This window comes from Acetobacterium wieringae, from assembly GCF_001766835.1.
Lineage (GTDB): Bacteria > Bacillota > Clostridia > Eubacteriales > Eubacteriaceae > Acetobacterium > Acetobacterium wieringae.
Genome location: NZ_LKEU01000043.1, coordinates 43,134 through 61,820 on the forward strand (window position 1 = coordinate 43,134; position 18,687 = coordinate 61,820).

The 18,687-nt window shown below is 43.5% G+C and carries 22 protein-coding genes; all 22 read right to left on the minus strand.

What is annotated here, in order from left to right:
* Window positions 1-47: 47 nt before the first annotated feature.
* Window positions 48-197 (minus strand): CD1375 family protein, encoded by a 150-nt coding sequence (locus ACWI_RS19110; RefSeq protein WP_175440968.1) that lies wholly within the window; start codon window positions 195-197, stop codon window positions 48-50.
* Window positions 194-547 carry a hypothetical protein gene (locus tag ACWI_RS16475; RefSeq protein ID WP_070372542.1) on the minus strand — a complete coding sequence of 118 codons (354 nt, stop codon included), beginning with the start codon at window positions 545-547 and terminating at the stop codon, window positions 194-196. Before ACWI_RS16475 ends, ACWI_RS19110 begins: the two co-directional genes overlap by 4 nt.
* 14 nt (window positions 548-561) lie before the next feature.
* The gene (locus ACWI_RS16480; protein WP_070372543.1) at window positions 562-1,125 is read right to left on the minus strand and encodes a hypothetical protein; all 564 of its coding nucleotides are present in this window, start codon (window positions 1,123-1,125) and stop codon (window positions 562-564) included.
* A 12-nt stretch (window positions 1,126-1,137) separates the two neighbouring features.
* Window positions 1,138-1,473 (minus strand): hypothetical protein, encoded by a 336-nt coding sequence (locus ACWI_RS16485; protein ID WP_070372544.1) that lies wholly within the window; start codon window positions 1,471-1,473, stop codon window positions 1,138-1,140.
* 1 nt (window position 1,474) lies between these two features.
* Entirely contained in the window at window positions 1,475-1,669 is a 195-nt protein-coding gene (locus tag ACWI_RS16490) for a hypothetical protein (protein ID WP_070372545.1), read from the minus strand.
* On the minus strand, window positions 1,669-2,883 hold the full coding sequence (locus tag ACWI_RS16495; RefSeq protein WP_070372546.1) for a hypothetical protein: 1,215 nt from the start codon (window positions 2,881-2,883) through the stop codon (window positions 1,669-1,671). The genes ACWI_RS16490 and ACWI_RS16495 overlap by 1 nt, the downstream gene beginning before the upstream one ends.
* 14 nt (window positions 2,884-2,897) lie before the next feature.
* On the minus strand, window positions 2,898-3,227 hold the full coding sequence (locus ACWI_RS19115; RefSeq protein ID WP_070372547.1) for a hyaluronate lyase N-terminal domain-containing protein: 330 nt from the start codon (window positions 3,225-3,227) through the stop codon (window positions 2,898-2,900).
* Window positions 3,227-4,021 (minus strand): hypothetical protein, encoded by a 795-nt coding sequence (locus ACWI_RS16505; RefSeq protein ID WP_070372548.1) that lies wholly within the window; start codon window positions 4,019-4,021, stop codon window positions 3,227-3,229. The genes ACWI_RS19115 and ACWI_RS16505 overlap by 1 nt, the downstream gene beginning before the upstream one ends.
* 14 nt (window positions 4,022-4,035) lie before the next feature.
* Window positions 4,036-5,193, minus strand: coding sequence for a siphovirus ReqiPepy6 Gp37-like family protein (locus ACWI_RS16510; protein WP_070372549.1), 1,158 nt, complete (start codon window positions 5,191-5,193; stop codon window positions 4,036-4,038).
* Between the two features lie 3 nt (window positions 5,194-5,196).
* On the minus strand, window positions 5,197-6,075 hold the full coding sequence (locus tag ACWI_RS16515; protein ID WP_084633770.1) for a phage tail family protein: 879 nt from the start codon (window positions 6,073-6,075) through the stop codon (window positions 5,197-5,199).
* A gap of 10 nt (window positions 6,076-6,085) precedes the next feature.
* Window positions 6,086-10,087 (minus strand): peptidoglycan DD-metalloendopeptidase family protein, encoded by a 4,002-nt coding sequence (locus ACWI_RS16520; protein WP_070372551.1) that lies wholly within the window; start codon window positions 10,085-10,087, stop codon window positions 6,086-6,088.
* A 206-nt stretch (window positions 10,088-10,293) separates the two neighbouring features.
* A complete protein-coding gene (gene gpG / locus ACWI_RS16525; RefSeq protein ID WP_070372552.1) occupies window positions 10,294-10,614 on the minus strand; it encodes a phage tail assembly chaperone G in 321 nt (106 codons plus the stop codon).
* A 47-nt stretch (window positions 10,615-10,661) separates the two neighbouring features.
* On the minus strand, window positions 10,662-11,564 hold the full coding sequence (locus ACWI_RS16530; RefSeq protein ID WP_070372553.1) for a major tail protein: 903 nt from the start codon (window positions 11,562-11,564) through the stop codon (window positions 10,662-10,664).
* 41 nt (window positions 11,565-11,605) lie between these two features.
* Complete coding sequence (locus ACWI_RS16535; protein WP_070372554.1) at window positions 11,606-12,022, minus strand: HK97-gp10 family putative phage morphogenesis protein; 417 nt, start codon at window positions 12,020-12,022, stop codon at window positions 11,606-11,608.
* Window positions 12,023-12,024: 2 nt separating this feature from the next.
* Complete coding sequence (locus ACWI_RS16540; protein ID WP_070372555.1) at window positions 12,025-12,357, minus strand: DUF3168 domain-containing protein; 333 nt, start codon at window positions 12,355-12,357, stop codon at window positions 12,025-12,027.
* Window positions 12,344-12,712: a hypothetical protein gene (locus tag ACWI_RS16545; RefSeq protein ID WP_070372556.1), complete on the minus strand. Its 369-nt coding sequence runs from the start codon at window positions 12,710-12,712 to the stop codon at window positions 12,344-12,346. Before ACWI_RS16545 ends, ACWI_RS16540 begins: the two co-directional genes overlap by 14 nt.
* Window positions 12,705-12,989, minus strand: a complete 285-nt coding sequence (locus ACWI_RS16550) for a hypothetical protein (protein ID WP_070372557.1) — start codon at window positions 12,987-12,989, stop codon at window positions 12,705-12,707. Before ACWI_RS16550 ends, ACWI_RS16545 begins: the two co-directional genes overlap by 8 nt.
* Before the next feature lie 17 nt (window positions 12,990-13,006).
* Window positions 13,007-14,662 (minus strand): phage major capsid protein, encoded by a 1,656-nt coding sequence (locus ACWI_RS16555; RefSeq protein WP_070372558.1) that lies wholly within the window; start codon window positions 14,660-14,662, stop codon window positions 13,007-13,009.
* Window positions 14,595-15,245 (minus strand): HK97 family phage prohead protease, encoded by a 651-nt coding sequence (locus tag ACWI_RS16560; RefSeq protein ID WP_070372559.1) that lies wholly within the window; start codon window positions 15,243-15,245, stop codon window positions 14,595-14,597. The genes ACWI_RS16555 and ACWI_RS16560 overlap by 68 nt, the downstream gene beginning before the upstream one ends.
* Window positions 15,242-16,438: a phage portal protein gene (locus ACWI_RS16565; protein WP_070372560.1), complete on the minus strand. Its 1,197-nt coding sequence runs from the start codon at window positions 16,436-16,438 to the stop codon at window positions 15,242-15,244. Before ACWI_RS16565 ends, ACWI_RS16560 begins: the two co-directional genes overlap by 4 nt.
* A 19-nt stretch (window positions 16,439-16,457) precedes the next feature.
* Window positions 16,458-18,188 (minus strand): terminase large subunit, encoded by a 1,731-nt coding sequence (locus tag ACWI_RS16570; protein ID WP_070372561.1) that lies wholly within the window; start codon window positions 18,186-18,188, stop codon window positions 16,458-16,460.
* The gene (locus ACWI_RS16575) at window positions 18,181-18,564 is read right to left on the minus strand and encodes a P27 family phage terminase small subunit (protein WP_207648661.1); all 384 of its coding nucleotides are present in this window, start codon (window positions 18,562-18,564) and stop codon (window positions 18,181-18,183) included. The genes ACWI_RS16570 and ACWI_RS16575 overlap by 8 nt, the downstream gene beginning before the upstream one ends.
* Between the last annotated feature and the right edge of the window lie 123 nt (window positions 18,565-18,687).

Here is an 18,687-nt window from a genome sequence, read left to right on the forward strand (position 1 = left end):
CTGTGATTCTTTTTCAATGTCGTTTTTTCGCAAATAAAAAGCAGCCGTTAAGCTGCTGCCTGTCTGCTTGCCAGTTCTGCTTCAACCCGTGCCCGGTAAATAACCGGAACCATCGGACAATTCCATGCCGATGCATCCGCTTCGGTGAGTGCCCGTAATTGCTGCTCTACTAAATCTGCATACATTTTTACGATCATGCTGTGGCACCTCCTCCCATAATTGATTCAATGACTTCCGCTAGTGCAAGCTGGCTGCTTAATTTGTCAGCTTGCTGCTGCTCCACAAGTTCGGCCATGGCAAGTTTTGTGTTTGTTAAATCAGTTTGCAGGGCGGTGTTTTTCACCTTTAATTCTTCAAACTCGCTGATCGGAGCTGTGCTTTGCGGTTCGAATGATCCGGTACTCCATGCCCCATTCTCGAACTTTTTCCATAAATAACCACTATCAGCCGATGGGATCTCTATCAAATTATCCTGAATCACTTCCCCTGATAGTTGGCTGATTCCGATACATACTTTGTTTTCATTTAGTTGTGCGTAAAAATACATTTTTATTTCCTTTCTTAATTAAATTCGATTAATTGCCAACGTACTGAGACGCTATAACTAGAGAATGATTTATAACCAATTTTATTTGAACCATTTTTAAATAAAGAAACTGTATAGTCGCTATTAGTTGTAGTTGATAAATTGTAGCTATAAATGAGAATTGATTTCGCTGGATCATATTGGTTGACAGTTAGATCACCGTTGCTTACATATAAACTCATACCGCCAGTTTGCAATGATTTTACATTATTAAACTCAATTACCTGCCAATTTATATTGTTTACGTTCGCATTTGTAACACCTCTTACTATTCTTATCGTTGTCGAATTAATTGCCCAAGCAATCATTTTGCAATATCCATCATATGGATAATTACCACTAGTTTCATATCCATCAGTTACAATTACCACTGTTTTTGTAATATCAATAGCAGAAATAGTAACATCAATATATCCAACTCCGGTGCCCATTGAAGACACCCCGTTTTGAATGCTTTTGATATTGCTCCCGCCAACCCCAATATCAATCCCCTGCGGCTGACCGTCCACGCCCGCCACTCCTCCAAATTTTCTAATCATAATTGTTCACCATTACGCAATCTGTTCAACGATCCCGTAGATTGCGATATTGCAATCCGTCCCGACATCCTGTTTTGCGCCGATTGTCTGGGTACCTGTTAAAATTAATTTAGTATCGATAATAACAGATCCCCCCGCGGGTATCACAATCGAACTTGCAATGATATTTGTCGTTGCTATCCCATTTTTATACAACGTAATTGTCCGTTGAGACGCCCCGGTATTCGCTATAAAAATCTGCGTCGCCTGGGTTCGGTAACTCGCCCCGGCATTTGTGATTACCGTTGCCGCTGTTATTCCCAATGCCGCTAAGCATAATTCACTTGGTGTTACATCTCCAATAGCCATTTTACATTCCTCCCATTCTGTTTTTTCTATTCTGGTTAATGATAACTAGCGCACTCACACCGCCACCTGCACCAATATCGTTCAAAAATTCACTCAGCTTTGTTGGCATGTCAGTGATTTCTGACTTTGTGTGCTGGTGGCCATCAACATCAACTTCTTTACCATCTTTATTTTGCATAGTGTTAAGATATTTCATTATCCGATCACCACCACTCTATATTGTGCAGCTGTTGGAGCCGTCGCAAACAAAAGCTTAATATTGTTCGCATCAACAATCTGCCAGTCAGTCATGACAGCATTGTATGGAGATGCCACCTCTTTCAGCGTCATCACAACATCCAGACTATTAAGCCCATGCGTTATTGTTATCGCTGTCGATGATCCATCCCCGACGTTGGCGGCATATTTCCCGGTTGCGCCAAGATTACTTCTTGCACCCGCTGCCGTTGATGCGCCAGTACCACCATACAATAGCGGGATAATGCTGCCGTTCCAAACCCCGGTTGCAATTGTTCCCAGCGTTGTTATCGTATTTTGTCCAACGTAATTTGGTGATATATCGATGCTGTCTGCATTGATTAAAATTCTGTTTAATACCCCAATCACATCTAGCTGATTCCCTGATTTTGTCATACCGGCGCCGGCGACAATATCTGACGCCTGGAAATCCTTTGTGAATGTCAAGGCAGTTGTTCCCAGGGTGATTGAGTTATTGGTTGTCAATACCCATCGGCTATCACCGTTCACAGTTCCCTCATTGACCCAGATCGCCATCCCGGCGATTACTTCCGCACTGATGTTGGCATCAGACGCCCGGGACCATGATCCGGTTGCAGCCACATAGATGCCATTTTCGGCTGCTGCTGTCTGGTTTTTTAGTAAAACCCGATCTCCCGCAACCAGTGTGATCCCGTCGATTGTCAATAATGTTCCCGTTGCAATCACAACATTGGCTGTACTGGCCACCCTGACCGGGTCTTTAATTGTCAGCCCGGATCTGGCCGCATCAACATAATTTTTAGTGGCAGCGTCCTGGGCACTCACCGGATCCGTAACGTTTGTCAATTTATGGCTATTTAACGATAAATCAGCTGTTGGTGCTGTCAACTGGTTCAGAGCATTGGTTCTTACCTGAGTGTCAAAATCAGATATCTTTGCGGCCGTAAGTGAATTGATATTGTCCGCATCGATTAAGGATGCACAAGCGTTTATGAGTGATACAATATCCGGTCCTGTCAGCACCTGGCCCATGTCAATCCAGCCAGTCCCGTTATGGAATAATGCTGTATTTGAAACCGTATCATAATAAAATAACCCGGCAACTGGTGAAGATGGTGCTGCAGCAAGATTCTGGAAACGTGCATTTTGGATCTCGTTTTTGTTCAAATCAATATTTGCTAAATACTTCATGGTCTACCTCCTTCCTAATTGAAATGTGCCTGACCAGCAAATGCTGCGGCAAATGATAGCGTAACCTCTCCGGTTGTTTCATTATAATTCGCATCGCCTTGTACCATTGTCCCGGCTGAATCTGTTATAAGTATACTCGGATATTTTTTAAAACCAGCAGGAAGTTGTATAATCCATTCAGTTGATGGAGTGATTTGGATGTGGGTATAGGTCTGATCTGAAACCAGCGTGTTTTCCGAACCGGTTCCAATATATAATTTTTCGGTGTCCGTCGTAAATGCTGGCTCCCCAGATTCCAATATTGGAAGATCTGCTTCATTTCCTCTTCTTAATTGGATTAACATCAGATCCCACCCATTCTCATTTTTCTGAAATCATTTATTTTTCTGTTCTCTATTAATGCAATTGCTGTCGTATGAACGATGATATCCGCTTCAACCGCTGTCATTCTCGCAATCAGATCATTGATCTTATTCAGTAGATTTCCGGCCACATCCCCGGATAACGTATCCTGCACCCCGGCAAACCATGTGTTAAACCCGCTTTGAAATGCTGAAAGCATCGTCGCAATATCGGCTGCTGCCTGATTTGTTGTCTCAAGATACCACGCCTGAAACTGATTAAAGATCGTTGTCGTATCAACTTGATCAATTGCCCCGTGGACAATCCCACAATAATCATTATTCAATCGTAAATCTGTGATATTTGCCTGGGAAATACTGACCGCACCATTGGCAATATAGATATCTGCAATCCCCAGCTCCCACATGTCTGCATCACGCTGCAGCGTTGGAGCCACTGGAATGCTGGCAAATGCTCCCTTCTTCACGTAGGCTTTTATTTCCCGATTCAATATCGTATGCCGCAATACAATCCGGTCAATTCGTTTTAAAACACCATCCGCCGTTTTAATGCTTAAACTTTTATCGCTATCATTTTTGTATCGGTATCCATTGATATAGGCATTTCCAGGCTTCAGCGTTACCGTCATATCATTGTTGGCCAATACCTGGCATTGGGTTGACGGATTGGGATAAATCCCATTTCCAATAAAATCCGCAAAATACTCTGCGAAGAAACTGGTGAAATACCGTCTGTCCCCATTGAACGACGGAAAAAAACCACTCGATTCTGCCATAAACTCACCCCTTTCTAAAATATCCCTCCATCGATTGAAGATATCACCGTTCCGGATGATGTCCCTCCCGATGAAACCGCCTGTCGATTTATTTGTTTAATCTTATCAATCAGCGTTGGCGCTTCATCCCCGAACACCACATTTATCTTTTCGTTTCCGTCCTCATAGACTTCTTCCACTTCTTCGATCCTGGTATCCAGCTTGACACCCCATTTTTTGTTGATGTTTGTCACGATGTCCCCCAGATCATAATCCTCTCTGTATTTTCGGTTCGCATTCTTATCAATGGAGCTGTCAAATACACAGATCTTTTTATTTTGGGTGAGAACTTCACTTCCTTTTCCCTGAAGCAGCGCCTGGTATTCTGCATCGGTCAGCGTTACGCTATCCACAACATTGCTCAGGCTCTTCTGATCTGAAAACACTTCGTACCGATCCAGACCGGCTGCGCTGCCAACAGTTGTAAATTTTCTGTCTGTTCCTTCTCCGATACCGCCCACCAGGCAAACATTCCGGTAATTTCCGTCGCTTTCGGTAAACTCCTGTTTTTCCACGTTGTTATAATCTTTACTGAAAATGCACCGGGGATTAACGCACTGCCCGGCGGTTCGATCCAGTCCTTTGTAGGTTTCAAATTTCATTGACCTGGTAGATCCGTCATAGCGGACACGAAATCCAATATCTGACAGATTGCTCAGGTTTTCAAGTTCATCCGTCAAATTTGCATAGGATGTCTGGTAATCAGCTGTTTCGGTGTAGTTCTTCAACGACCCCAGGGATAATCCCGTAATGATTCTGTCAGCGTCCGTGGGACTAATGGCGTTTTTTGTGACCAGCGTCCGCATGGCCACTTCCACCAGTCCATTTATGATTTCAATCCCCCAGATGATCCTCCGGTTCAGGTATCCGGTTAAGAACTGCCCTTTAACAACAAGCAGCTCTTTTCCTTCGTTGTCTTCCTGTAAATTGCGATATGAGATAAAACCCGCTTCTGGATCACCGGGCTTGATGATGACATTGCCCCGCTGCAGCTTCTCTATGTTCTGGGACGTTGCCGGGCAATGGATTTCAAACTCTCCGGTTTTCCGGTACCGGCGCACCCACCGAAGCGATGTCCGATTATTGACGGTACCCAGTTTATTAAAGCTTCTGTCTGCTACATAAAGATCCATGCTCTATACCCCCAGATACTTGTTTTGTCGGTAGATGTTAACGATCAGATTATCCAGGCCCGTTTCTGCATCGTATCTGAATAAATTATCGCCCTGGTAAAGCTTCAGGAATGTCATATCTTCATCGATGTAGTTAAAAGCATTGGATGTAACACCGTTTAATTCCATTTCCACATCCTCTTCAGCGAAATGTGTATTCACTCGGATGATCTCGCCGGCGACCATGGTTTTGATTATTTTGACGTATTCCTGGGTGTTGACGTTCCGTAGTGATGGATTTGTGAGCGTGGCCAAAGCCCGAAACTCGATGATCATACCGGCTTCCCCGTCGCCATCGTTGGGACAATTAACAATCAGACTAAGTTCCCGGTGGCCCATGATGATTCCCTCTTCTGGGATCTGCAGGCCGTTTAGGAAGTCAAACTCAAAATCTCCGACCCAGAGTGCGATTTCTTCTTTTGTCTCAAGCAGCTCATGCCAATATGGATCATGGGCGGTGAGACTGATAATTCCTTTTCCAGCGATTCTTCCAACCTCTTCCGGAAAGAAAACTTTATCCGGTACACAGGTAAGTTTCAAATCTTTTTCTCCGTCATTATAAACAAAATATCCCTGGCCCAGCTTCGGATTAAAAATTCTTCTTACCTGATTTGTGTACCGCATATATTCATCATTCGAGTTTCCTATAACAGATAATTTTACGGTCACATCACTTTCATTCAATGTGTTCTCTATGAACTTCGTTCCATCTTGCCCAGATCCCTTGATGGTATATTGCGTGGCTCCGGTGCTCTGGCTGAACTTTTCCATCAAAAACGGCTCTGAATCTGTTGTAAGTGTTATCTCAGCGCCAATTCCATTTATGAATTTAACTGTCTTCATTATTACCTCCCTACAGACTCAAAGCCAATTCCTGCAATGCCCGTTTATTTAATTTAGCAGTTTGTGATGGTGATAGTTCCGTTGGACTATAATTGTTGACGGTCTGATTAATTGTTGTACCCGGCATGATTTGCCCTTCAGAGTTTGCATAAGGATTTTCTGATTTAGGCACGATCATTTCACCTTCATGGACCATGGCCACCATATCCTGCGGAATATAACGGGATCCCACATCGAAACCAAAGATAGAAGAAGGATCCACCCATTCGCCATTCTGCATGACTCCAAAATGCAAATGCGGACCAGTACTATTACCAGTCGAACCAACAAGTCCAATCGCTTGCATTTGGCTAACCAAATCGCCAACATTTACCAAAATTTGTGATAAATGACCATATAGTGTTTCGAGTCCATTGCCATGGTCAATCATGACGTAATAACCATATCCGCTTCCGGGATCTCCTCCGGCAAATTCAACTGTCCCAGCACCGGCAGCTCCAACAGTGGCTCCATATGCTGCACCAATATCAATTCCCATATGATCTGTAGATCCTACACCATTAGTGTCGCTTGCATCACGGGGACCGAATCCGGATGTAATATCTCCCGATACCGGTGCCACTAGATTTCCAAATGATGCTCCACCAACTCCGATTGATTTGAAAAACTCTAAGGCTCCCGATCCAACAAAATCTATTGCAGCCTGAAGATTGAAGTTTCCTGCAGCAAATGCTGCTTTGATTTCTTCAACCATATTGTTTACAAAGGTCATTAAACTATCGCCGTTAAGTCCGTTTATCAAACCTTGAATCATGTATTGTCCAATTGCAAACAGTTCCTTTGAAGGTGAAGCAATTCCTAGCGCTGATTTGAATTTTTTAAGCAATTCACCAGCCAAAGTTTCCATAGCTCCCCAAACTGCACTTGAAGTTGAATCAATCCCGTTTTTCATCTCGGTTAGCATATTTACTGCAATAGCATTCAATTCCCCTGGAAGACTTGTAATCGCATTTTTGATATTATTGTAAATCTCTGTCCATTTTGTTCCGGCTGTTGTTTTTATGTCCTCCCATTTTAAAGGCAGATCATCCACGATTTCTTTTATTTTTCCGGTAACGTTCGTGAAGATTTCTCCGGCTTTTGCTGTCAGGTCAGAAACAATTCCTCCCCATTTTTCATTTGAATCGTTCTGTGTGTCTTGCCATTTTTGAGAAACATCATTGAATACTTCTTGTACTTTTGTTGAGATGTTTGTTTTGATCTCTTCCCACTTGGTGGCCAGATCACTTTTAATCGCATCCCACTTGATTTGAGTATCCGTCTTGGTTTCCTGCCACTTGGTTGCTATCGCTGTGGCGGTTTCTGTAATTTTCCCAATCGTGTTGTCATAGATTACCTGACACGTTGTCTGTAGAAAATTGACGATATTTGTCCAATTCTCGTTTGTCTTTTGGACAATCCCTTCCCAGATCCCTTTTATAAAATCAAAGATACTCTGGAAAATAAGCGTCACCCAATTAACCAAACCCTGAAATACATTAACCAGAAAATCAATGGCACTTTGAGCAATATTTTGAGCGAACTGCCATGCTCCTGACCAGTCTCCTGTCAGCAATGCAAAGACCAGACCAACAAAATTTCCAATAATCGAAAGCAGATTTCCGATGGCTTCAATAAATGGCGCAATAGCCACAATGATTGCCGTAAACCCGTTTATAAATGTTTCGATAAACTGCTGTACCAAAGGCACAACATAGATTCCCAGAAAATCACCGATTTGCTGTAATATCGGTTGAATATTCACTGCAAAACCCTGGAATGCTTCCACCGCTGGTGCCATAGCTTCACTGATCCGGGCAAACGCATCTGAAATGGTTGTCTTTATTGATTCAAATGCCGTTCCTACTGATGTTCTGAACGTTTCGGAATTCTGCCAGGCTCCGGCGATCACGGCCCCGATTGCTGCCACTGCTGCAATTGCTATACCGATCGGCCCTGTCAATGCTGCCAATGCACCGCCAAGGCCTCCGGCACTTCCTGTAATTCCTGCAAACAATGGGGCCAGTGTGTTAAATGACGCTGCAAACATTGCCACAATCGGAATGGCACTGATGATTCCGCCAACTGCAATCACAATACCACTTATTGCCGCTTGAACCGGCGCCGGCAATTTTCCAACCTGTTCAGCTACCGTTGCCAGTCCATCGATTATTGGCGAAAATGCATCTTTTAAAGCATTTCCGATTGGTAATAATGCATCCTGAAGCTTTCTGATTGATGCTTCCCATTTTTCACCCGGGCTTTGTTCTGCCATTTCCTTTGCTTTTCCGGTCGTATCTTTGAACGCATCCCCAACATTGAATAACGCTGCTGCTCCATTAACCCCCAAATCTTCAAATTGTGAAGACAACGCTGATAATGCTGCCTGCTGTTCGCTCGGTGTCATCTTCTGCAGATCGGCACCAATCGACTTTGCCACATCCGCAACGGTGGCCTCTCCATTCTTCCATTTCTGGAACATGTCCTGGGTATCCGTTGAAAAAGAGCTAATCACCTTCTCGATAGATCCGTCACCAAGTCTGATTTGAAATTCTTTAACGGCATCTGCTGCTTTATCAGTGTTCATTGCCCCGTTTTCCATACCGTTAGAAATGATCTGCATCATATCCGACGCTGAAAAACCAGCTTGTGAAAAGTAATAGGGATATTCGTTTAAGGTGTCCAGGAAATCTCCGTTTTTATTCAGGCCGTTCTGGAAACCTGCAGCAATCAAATCCAATGACTGCTCACCGGTTATTCCGAAAGCTGTCATCAATTTATCAACGCCAATGATGTTATCTTTAACATCTGTTCCGGTACGATCGGCAATGGTGACAATCTGGTTTGTTAAATTCTGCAGGTCTGCATTATTCAAATCCCCAAAAGATTGTTTTGCCAGGATAACGGCATTGGTTGCTTCTTCAACAGATCCTACCACGCCATTTTCAAATACATTTTTGACCACATCATTCAGTGCTGCTGCTTCGTCCGCTGTTAAACCCAAATTTGCTTTGATATTTGTTTGAGAATCACCAAAATACATGGCTGTATCCATTGCCATTTTTCCAAGTTCAATAATCTTGTCGGTTACACCCTGCAGGGCATCTGCCATCTCAAACAGCGTGATGGACTGGACATTTTTATTCAGTTCTTCCAGTCCGGCTCCGGCATTGTCAGAACCTTCTTTGACATCGTCCAGCTTATTTTTAAAATCAACGATCTGCGTTTTTGCTTCATTGATTTTTGTTTCCAGGTCTTTAACCTCTTTTGAATTTTCACCATAGGCCTTTTTTGCTTTGTCCAACTGCGTATCAAGATTGGCTACCACTATATCAGTCAATTCAATCTGTTGTTTTAACTGCTTTTGGGCCAGCTCCATTTTTTCAGCCTCGGTGACATTCAGTCCCAGTTCTGCCCGCTGCAGTTTAAAGGTGCTGGTCAGCTTCTTCTGGTCACTTTCAAGCAATCCCATTTCAGTCTTCAGGTCAGTCAGTTCTTTTTCCAGTTTTCCGGTATCACTGGTCTGATCTTTGACCGATTGAGAATTGATGTTCATCTCTTTGGTGTACCGATTCAGCATTGAAGTTGCTGTACCCAAATCGGATTCCAGTTTTCTTACTTTAAGCGCCTGGTTTTCATATTCTTTCTGGGCCTTTTTTACCTCTTCAGAATCATCGCTATGGGCTTTTTTTGTTTCTTCCAGCTTTTGTTCCAGTTTTTTTAACTCATCGGTCTGGTTTTTGTACTCTCTGCTTAACAGTTCGACCTTCGATTTATGCAAATCAACTTCTTTGGCCAACACTTTGTTTTTGGTTGTTAAGGCTTCCATGGAGTCAGCATTATCCTGGAATTCTTTGGTAACGGCCCTTAATTCGGATCCGACTGTTTTTATTTCACTGTTCAGGCTTTTCAAGCCGTTCTTAAAATCCGCTTCTCCATCAATGCCAACTTTTAAGCCTGCATCATATCCCATGTTTCCTCCTTTCCGGAAAAATAAAAACAGCTACAATATGCCTTTCAGCATCGCAACTGCTTTTCTTTGATTTTCCCAATATTCTTTTTCCTGTTTGTAATTTATCAGATCCAGGTAATACCACAGATCCATTTCATCAATCTCTCCCAGTTTCCATCCGTCTTTTAAAAGATGCAGATAGAATTCATCAATCCATTCATGCAGGGTCAGCAGTTTTCCACTACCGTCCCCGCCTGATCGTTTTTTGACTCCACCTTTTTAGATGTTCCGTTGGCAACCTCTCTGACCGTTTTGGTAAGCACTTCAATCATTTCATCTGCATAGATTCCGTCATATACATCATCCCTGGTAAACTGTTTTCCGTATGTATCAACGGTAAAATCAACCATTTCATCAAGCGTTTCTTCTGAAATATTCTTCGGGTCCAGGTTCTTAGCCAGTTTGATGGCATCACGAACGGCTCTTGCTTTGGGTCTTCCGGTAACAAATGTTTTTTCTGTATCGCCTATTTGTAATTTAATTTCCATTATTTATTCCTTTCTCGAAAAAATGGGCTTAAAGCCCCCCTGTTACATTACACTGTAAAGTTTACGATGTATCGTTCCGCCATGTTGACGCCTGCTGCAGCACTCTTCACGCCAGTGGTCGCAATTAAAATGTAATCCCCTGCCGTCAGTGTCGCAACCGGATCCACGGTTACAATGGTATTTGTGGCGTTCACTGATAATGTTGCCGGTACAGCTGTTCCGTCCGATTTCATCACGAAGATATTTGCCGTATTGATGGTATCAGCCAAAATTGCTTTACTGAATGTCAGCACCAGATTGGCGGTTCCCAGTACACCGGTGGCTCCATCAGTTGGTACACTCGTTACCGTCGGTGCTACTAAATCGATTGTCGGTTTATAAACAGATGCCATAAAGTTTGCCGGCGGCGTGATTCCTTCGGACTCATCCATGATAATACCTTTGTGACCGTCTTTATCGGCAATGAATGTTCCCTTTAGTGTTGGATTAGGGAATGTGACCTTGCCTTCTTCCTTTTGTTTGTAGCTTTCCGATGGTTGACCAAACCGTCCCTTATATAACCAGGTATACGCACTGGTTCCATCCTCATTTTCAATCTCAAATCCGGTTGCTACATATGGGGCAACATCATTTTCAGTTGTCAGCAATGTCCCTTTTTCAGCATCGAACGTTCTTCCCAGCAGTGTTGCCCGATCTTTCAATGGAAATTTATTCACCGTTGCCTCAATGCTGACATCACCCTCGGTATTGACAATGTATCTTGTTTTTCCATCCCCTGAAAGTTTTGATTCTTCTACTTTCATTTCCATTTTTACTTCCATCAATCCCGGAATTACCACTGGTGGTTCATAGACACCGGTGTTTACATTCAATTTTGCATAACAAAAATTTTTAATATTTACCGGAACTGTATCACCAAATAACTGTAAATTCATTTTTTTAATCGTCATTTTGATTTCTCCTTCAAATAAAATAGACACCCGAAAGCGCCTTAACCAAATATTTTTTTCATTTCTTCATCAATGACTTGCGTCATTACTTCTGCAACCTGCTTTTTAACCTGGTTCATTGTTTTTCTCATGAACGGCTTCTTTTTTCTTGTGCTCGTTCCCGATTCCAGGATACGGGCAATAAGCTGATATGCTACTCCATTTGCATCATATCCATCAAAACCGATTTTTGCAGTCCATTGTCCGCCCAGCAATTTAATGGGTGTGATCCCCATGGCTTCAACCAGCTCCCCGGTTGCTTCATCAGACAATACCCCTTTGAGATTTATTTTCATGGCATCGGCCACAACTTTTGCCCCGGCATAGATCGCTTTCTTTGCGATCATTTCCATATCTGTTTCCAGTCTTGAAAGCTTCAACATGAAATCATCTCCCGCCATGAATGATGCCATAGCCATATCTACACCCCCATCGGTATGTTCCACACCCATTCGTGATGAAATATCTGTGTGTCCTCTTCAAACTGCACAGAATTCAGACGAAACCCGATCCCGGCATTGTTTAATGCATGCTGTATTTCTGAAAACAGCGGATCATATTCCTGTTTTGTGAACAAGTCAATGGTTCCTTCCATGACCTGTTTAACCATTTTCCCATCACCATACAAACTTCCGGACTGGCCGTCCTCTGCCCAAACGATATACGGGGCCACTGCTCCGGTCGCTGCGAAATGATGATAGACTTTCCCCGGCAAAACACCCAATAAGGCGTTTTTTACATCAGCTAATGTCATATAACCCACCATCCAACCTTTCCAGTGTCAGATCTGATATTCTAAGACCATCGTTATTTGTCTTATGCTGCGCCTGGGTAATCCGGTATTGAATCCCGACCTCAACATTGTCCTCAATCTTTGAGCCATCAAAAATCACACAAACACATTGATCGGTCACTGATCGGTCTTGCCAGATGCTTATCAACCGGTCAATCTTTGAATCGGCTTGCATGGCAGCGTATGCCCTGGTCATGCCGATTGTTTTTTCTTCAAAATAAAAAGACTGGTAAAACGTGAGCGCTTCCACCGGCGTATCGCCGGGGTTGCTCACATTACCAATCTTATAAATTTTTACTAGTCCCCCATCAAACATCGGTTGTCACCGTCGCTTTCTGGGAAAACAGTTTATTGTTTAAAGCGGCCCTTATCATCCGGGGCATTGCCGAATCAGGGGCCGCCCGTTTCCGGTACATCCAGGCGGCGTACATCACTACAATTCCCTGATCCTCATAATCATCGCCCAGAGTGATGCCCTCCCGGGCAATCATCTCTTTGGCGATTTTAATCAGATTTGTCAGGTATTCGTCTTTTGCTGTATGCAGGATTTCAAGATCCTGCTTTAACATTACCAGTAATAGATCATCCTGCATCCTTTAACCTCCTAAAACTAGGCTTTTGCCACTACGCTGCAGGTACCGACTTTAATGGCCCGGCCAGCAGCGTCAAATTCGACAACTGTAATAATCTTGCCTGTTGCTGCGGTAATATCGTCTGGCGTAGTAAAGGCTGTGTAACCAGTGCTTGGATCACCGGATTTAACCGCTGCTGCTTTCCCGAGAACTTTATAACCCAGGGTCGTTCCACTGGCTTCAGCTCCGGCAACGGTTACTAATGTATCACCCGATGCGGTACCAGCAACCGAGGTTACGGCCAATGCTCCCAGTTCAGTGTTGGCGTAGTCAGTTTCGAAAGTTGAAGTAGTGGCTGCGTCGGTATTATCGAATGATACCATCACGAATGCTTCCCCAAAAACAGGCATCCCATCATAACGGGCATAGCCCTTAAATCCGGTCTGGTTTTGTGCAAATCTGGCATGCTCTGATTTTTCAAGGGCAGATCCTTCCCGTTCTGCCAGAATATAAACAGAACCAAAACCTCCGATAATTTCATTATCTCCAACAAGCTCAATTTCTTCAATGCTGCCGCCGATAATTGGCATCTGATTGTTAACACCAGCGATCAGAGCGGCTGCCGCATCAAATGCCAGGGCTTTTGTCATTAAATTAATATGCGTTTTTCTGTTCATTACCCAAAAGGCTTTACCATCTGAATAATTTGGTGCTGCCACGCCAAGGGCCTCAATGAGTGAAGCGTAAAACGCAGCACCCGTGGTTCCGTTAATATTCAGTTTTTTAACGTTTGTGGTGTGCAGATCTGTCCACGCTGGGGCGAACGTTGGCCAGTTAGATGGTGCTGCTGTTTGGGCAAGTCTGGTTACAATACCAACCGGCATCTTTGTTCCCGTTCCATACAGCAACGCTCTGTCAATACCTTTGCCGATGGCTTTACCCAGTTGATCCATAATTTCGCTGCCAAGTGCCAAATCACTATCTTTCAGCAAATTGTTATGGATCCAGATGATTCCACCGACCATATAACCATCAACCTCAACCTGGTTTAATGACATATCAAGTTCATTCAATTCGCCCTCTGCTTCCATCCATACGCCCTCAGGAGCGGCGCCCATAATGTTTTCCCGGGCTGTTCCGCCAATTGGCTTCAAGGTTACGTATTTTGTAAGTTTTGAGTACTGCTCCATGTTGTCCCGTAAAAGTTCCAGCATCACTTCCGGAACAGACAGGCTCCCATTTGTAATACCTCTTGTTTTGATTTCACGAATCGCTTCAATAAAGTCTCTTACATCCTCGCGGGCAAGAAATGCGTCCCGGGTTTCTGGTGTCATTCCGAAAAATCTTCTGGTGTTCATTGGCATAATATTACCTCTCTTTTCTTCTGTGTTTTTTGGTTGTTCTGCCGGAGTTCCAACAGGTGCAGATCTTTCGATCTCAGCAATCTCCGCTTCGATTCCGGCAATTTCAGTCTCAGTTTCTGCTATCGCTGCTTCATTTTCAGCTTTATCCGCTTCATACTTTTCAACCTCTTCTTCAACGACCTTTTTTTCCTCTTCGGTTTCGGCCTCTTCAATCGCCTTTTCCAGATTAATTTCCCGGGTCGGGAATGTTTCCGAAACTTTTCTAAGCTCCACGAGTTGCTTTTGCTTTTCTGTCAGTTCTTTTTTCCTCATCAATACTTTTAAAGCCATTACTGACCTCCTTTATTTTTGATTTCATTTGTTGCTGCCACGCTTCATGTTGTCTTTTTTTGATATTTTCAAAATCTTCCTTACGTGCGGAAACGGTTGTTTCCTTATAGGCTGGAAACACGCATGGCGAAATTTCATATAATGGATTTACTTTTGTGATCGTCCAGTGACAGGTACCATCACCGTTGTCTCTAAATTCTTCGGCTTCAATATCAAAACCGAATGAGCACTGGGTAACATCCCCCCGCATGATCCGGGTGTGGGCGTTCATGGCGTCTGTATCGTTGCGATTAATTTTAATCTTGCCCCATAGCCCGTGTGAATCTTCACGCAATTCAAGCGTACCGGCTCCCGTGCGGCCTAAAACTAAATTTGTGTCATGGTTGTACAGCGCTCTAACATCACCGCTTATGCATTCAGTAAAGGCCCCAGGAGCGATACTCTCAGTGGCGCCCGGCCATAACTCATAATTGGAATTAAAAATAGCGAAATATCCCTCGAGGAATAAATCGCCGGTTCCATCATCTTCACGCTTTTCAATTTCCATTACCAGATCCCTGGATTGTCTTATATCTCGACTCATTCACTACCACCTCCATTCTGGTTAAGTTTTTTCTGATCTCCGATGCTGCTGATCGGAATGAAGTTTTCCAGTATGACCAGCTCATCCAGCCCATCGAGTGGACTATACCCCAGACTGGCCCGGACTTCATTGCCGGTTAAGATCCCTCTGACAAATAGTTCCTGGCCAACACTGGACAGATCTTTGATGTCATAGGCATACAATGCCCGGGAATTAAATTTAAAATACAGATCCGGAGAAATTAACAGCTTCCTGGTCAACTCCTGTTCAATCAATTTACAGATTGGTAAAATTGTGGAGTTGATAAAATTGTTATACTCATCTTTGTTATACTGCCCGGCACCCACAATAAAGGCCGGGACATTGATAATGCCGGCGACTGTTTTTTTATCAATGGTGACCGCCTCATTAATTGCCAGGTCATTGAGTGACAGCGGCTTGACCTGCTGGATGTCCAGCAGCTCCGAAGGGATTACCCACGGTTGTCCGGCATCCTGAGTATCAATGTACTCGTTGAGAAATTTTGTCCGTCCATCTTTGCCGCTGAATTCATCGGCCAGGGCATCGACCCTGACCACCAGGGACGGTTTCCATTTGGATTCCATAAACCCTTTTTTTGTGGCCGCTGCTTGCCTTAGATTCTGGACAACTTCTTTGAGTGCGACCCGATACCCTAGCCCCATCCATGGCCTTTCGGGATCCGGATTAATTGGGAAATGAATCATGTTTTCTGGTTGGTATGTTAACCCGCCATACCTTACATAATATGAGTCTCCATTTTCCTGGAACGATACCCGGGAAGGTTTCAGCGGTACCAGATCATCAATCATGCCACTGGCTGTTTTCGGGAAAACCACGCTGTTCCCTTCCAGCAGCATTGTTTTAACAACCGCATGCATGAACGTTTTCCGGGTCATGTTTTTGTTTGGTGAAATGTCAATTTTCTTAGACAGCTCATTCTGCACCCGGACATCGCCTTTATTGGTGTTTCTCATAAGGTGGATCGTCATTGACGATACCAGATCAGCAATTTTATTAACGGCAATTTGAACTTCCGGGTTATCTGCCAATCGGGTATACCCACTCACAACCAGAGTCTCAAAAGCATCACTCGAAACCATCCACGACGATATTGACTCTCTTTTCTCCGGCTCACCCCGGATCACATTTGTTTTTTTGTTTCGTCTTCCCACTCTTCACTCCTCCTTTTTTCTAATCAAACCATTGTTTTGCCTTTCCATCTTTTTCCATGACATCCAACATTTGCACGGCTCCAAAAACACCGGCATCAAACATATCAATCCGCATCGTTCCACCGTCACCGTCTACTTTTTCATACTGGATCATATCGTCTGTTTTTTCGATGGCCCGGACATTTTGTAGGCAATATTCAAAACCCTGATTATGGAGATAATAAAATTCTCCGTCTTTTGCCTTTTTTTCAATCCTTCGAAACCCTTCAGATTTTTTATAAAAATACTGCGGTTGATCCACAATTTTAAATCTGCTCTTTTTCATCTTTGTAAAAAATTCTTTACCGAACTTTTTATCAAACCCGATTATTTTAATTCTAAAACCCATGGTTCGCATTTTTTCAAACCACATGACTACATCATCATAGTGGACGGTTTTTGTATTTGACATGGTTAATACGCCATCATCTTTCCAGCCAAATAAAGGGATGCTGTCCTCTTCTGCCTTTTCCACCGCTGCAGCGACCGGGAAAAAACCATGGGTGATACAGATATCAATTTCTTTTCCCTCAAAGGTGTAGCGCCCATACAGGGCCGCCGCCGTTAAGTCATGCATTTTCGAAAGATCGGCGCCACCATACCAGTTGATTGGAAGGGCGGCCAGTTCTTCCAGTGTCCAGTTGTACTGGCTATCAGAACTTTGAAACTCGTCAAGATTAAAGTAAGCTTTCAAGGCGCTGGTGTAGACATTCAAAGATTTTGCAAAAAAATCTTTTCGCTGCTGCGGATCATTTTGAGCCTGCCTGGCATCATTCATTATTTCCTCCGGACGAATCGACACCCCATAGGCCGGGTTTGCCATTTCATGAATAACCGGATTGGTATAATCAACGTCACCATCATCATCCTGGTCAGCTTTGCAAATGAAAACATAATACTGTTCATCGGTCACCGTCCCGGCTAATATCTTTTTACAATACTCAATCCTGCGAAAACAGAAAGAGTTCGCATCATCTCCAGCGGTTGTGATCCCGATCATCAATTTGTTGGTATAAGCTTTCATGGCTTCTTTGATGATGTTGTATTGCTTCGGTGTTTTATAAGCGTGGATCTCATCGGCTATGGCCAGATTACAATTTAATGAATCTTGTCTGTCCGGATTGGCTGCCAGAGCTTGAATGAATAATGATCCATCGCCCAGGTCGCCAGAAATCGAATGTTCCTGATTGTTATCAATCACCCGGAAGTTTTTCTTTTCTTCCATTTGAAGAAGGTTGAAATTTATAAAGTTGAAACTTTCTAAAGACTGCTTCATTGCGGCGGCCACAATATATACTTTACTCCCGCTCCTTCTTTCCAGTATCGCCAATGCCCATGCAAGTGCTGCGGCAAAGCTTGTTTTGATATTTTTTCGTGGTATAAAAATAAGCGCCTCTTTGAAGCGCCTAATTTTTGTTCCTTTGTGGTAAAACCCCAATAAATTGTAAACAATAACTTTGTGGAAAGGCTCCAGCAGAAACGGCTTTCCCCTGAGCGGCGTACCGTCAAGCATTTCGCCCTGCATATGAACAAAGGTATTTTCAATGATGTAGATAACAAACTCTGCATCTTTTGTCTTAAACTCATAATCCGGATTTTTTAAATCATTTAAAAACCGTTGGCAACCTTGGATCTGTTCACGGCATGCTATTTTTCGACCTTCAACGATGCTGCTGGCATACTCCATCACAAGATCGTAATTTTTAGCCATCGAAGTTTTTCAGAATATCCGCCAGTCCAGATCTTTTGGTTTGTTCAGTCGTCACCGACTCCACCGATTTCGGGTTAAGACAAAGACGATCCGAGTATGCGAGGATATCTTTTCTCAGACTTTCGAGTGTCGCCACGATTGCAGATTTTTTCGTTCCTCCGGCGCCGGTGGTGGTTTCATACGCACAATCTGATTCCGCAAATTTTCTGTTCGCATCCGCATATTGAACCAACAGATCTGCGTAAACATTTGTGATGCTCTCATATTGTGGCTTATACGTTCCAAGCTTTTTCATATCTTCGATGATTTTTCCTTTTTCCACCCGGACGTTAAATTCATATTCTGTTTCAGTTTTTTTTCTTCTCGCCCGTGCCACTCGATCACCTCCCTTCATTGTCAAAAAAAGTTTTCTGGCGGTCGCTCTATTGGAAAGAGTCACCCTATCCAATGTTCGAAATTTTAAATAATTTTTATTTTAGATGGGGGGGATTGGCTTTGC

Bases quoted from the DNA above. Each gene is read 5' to 3' on its own strand.
- ACWI_RS16475 (WP_070372542.1), bottom strand. From the start codon at position 547: ATGTATTTTTACGCACAACTAAATGAAAACAAAGTATGTATCGGAATC.
- ACWI_RS16485 (WP_070372544.1), bottom strand. From the start codon at position 1,473: ATGGCTATTGGAGATGTAACACCAAGTGAATTATGCTTAGCGGCATTG.
- ACWI_RS16490 (WP_070372545.1), bottom strand. From the start codon at position 1,669: ATGAAATATCTTAACACTATGCAAAATAAAGATGGTAAAGAAGTTGAT.
- ACWI_RS16550 (WP_070372557.1), bottom strand. From the start codon at position 12,989: ATGCAGGATGATCTATTACTGGTAATGTTAAAGCAGGATCTTGAAATC.
- ACWI_RS16480 (WP_070372543.1), bottom strand. From the start codon at position 1,125: ATGATTAGAAAATTTGGAGGAGTGGCGGGCGTGGACGGTCAGCCGCAG.
- ACWI_RS19115 (WP_070372547.1), bottom strand. From the start codon at position 3,227: ATGTTAATCCAATTAAGAAGAGGAAATGAAGCAGATCTTCCAATATTG.
- ACWI_RS16570 (WP_070372561.1), bottom strand. From the start codon at position 18,188: ATGGCTAAAAATTACGATCTTGTGATGGAGTATGCCAGCAGCATCGTT.
- gpG (WP_070372552.1), bottom strand. From the start codon at position 10,614: ATGGAAATTAAATTACAAATAGGCGATACAGAAAAAACATTTGTTACC.
- ACWI_RS16555 (WP_070372558.1), bottom strand. From the start codon at position 14,662: ATGGCTTTAAAAGTATTGATGAGGAAAAAAGAACTGACAGAAAAGCAA.
- ACWI_RS19110 (WP_175440968.1), bottom strand. From the start codon at position 197: ATGATCGTAAAAATGTATGCAGATTTAGTAGAGCAGCAATTACGGGCA.
- ACWI_RS16495 (WP_070372546.1), bottom strand. From the start codon at position 2,883: ATGAAGTATTTAGCAAATATTGATTTGAACAAAAACGAGATCCAAAAT.
- ACWI_RS16560 (WP_070372559.1), bottom strand. From the start codon at position 15,245: ATGAGTCGAGATATAAGACAATCCAGGGATCTGGTAATGGAAATTGAA.
- ACWI_RS16515 (WP_084633770.1), bottom strand. From the start codon at position 6,075: ATGAAGACAGTTAAATTCATAAATGGAATTGGCGCTGAGATAACACTT.
- ACWI_RS16505 (WP_070372548.1), bottom strand. From the start codon at position 4,021: ATGGCAGAATCGAGTGGTTTTTTTCCGTCGTTCAATGGGGACAGACGG.
- ACWI_RS16510 (WP_070372549.1), bottom strand. From the start codon at position 5,193: ATGGATCTTTATGTAGCAGACAGAAGCTTTAATAAACTGGGTACCGTC.
- ACWI_RS16540 (WP_070372555.1), bottom strand. From the start codon at position 12,357: ATGACATTAGCTGATGTAAAAAACGCCTTATTGGGTGTTTTGCCGGGG.
- ACWI_RS16545 (WP_070372556.1), bottom strand. From the start codon at position 12,712: ATGTTTGATGGGGGACTAGTAAAAATTTATAAGATTGGTAATGTGAGC.
- ACWI_RS16520 (WP_070372551.1), bottom strand. From the start codon at position 10,087: ATGGGATATGATGCAGGCTTAAAAGTTGGCATTGATGGAGAAGCGGAT.
- ACWI_RS16530 (WP_070372553.1), bottom strand. From the start codon at position 11,564: ATGACGATTAAAAAAATGAATTTACAGTTATTTGGTGATACAGTTCCG.
- ACWI_RS16535 (WP_070372554.1), bottom strand. From the start codon at position 12,022: ATGGCTATGGCATCATTCATGGCGGGAGATGATTTCATGTTGAAGCTT.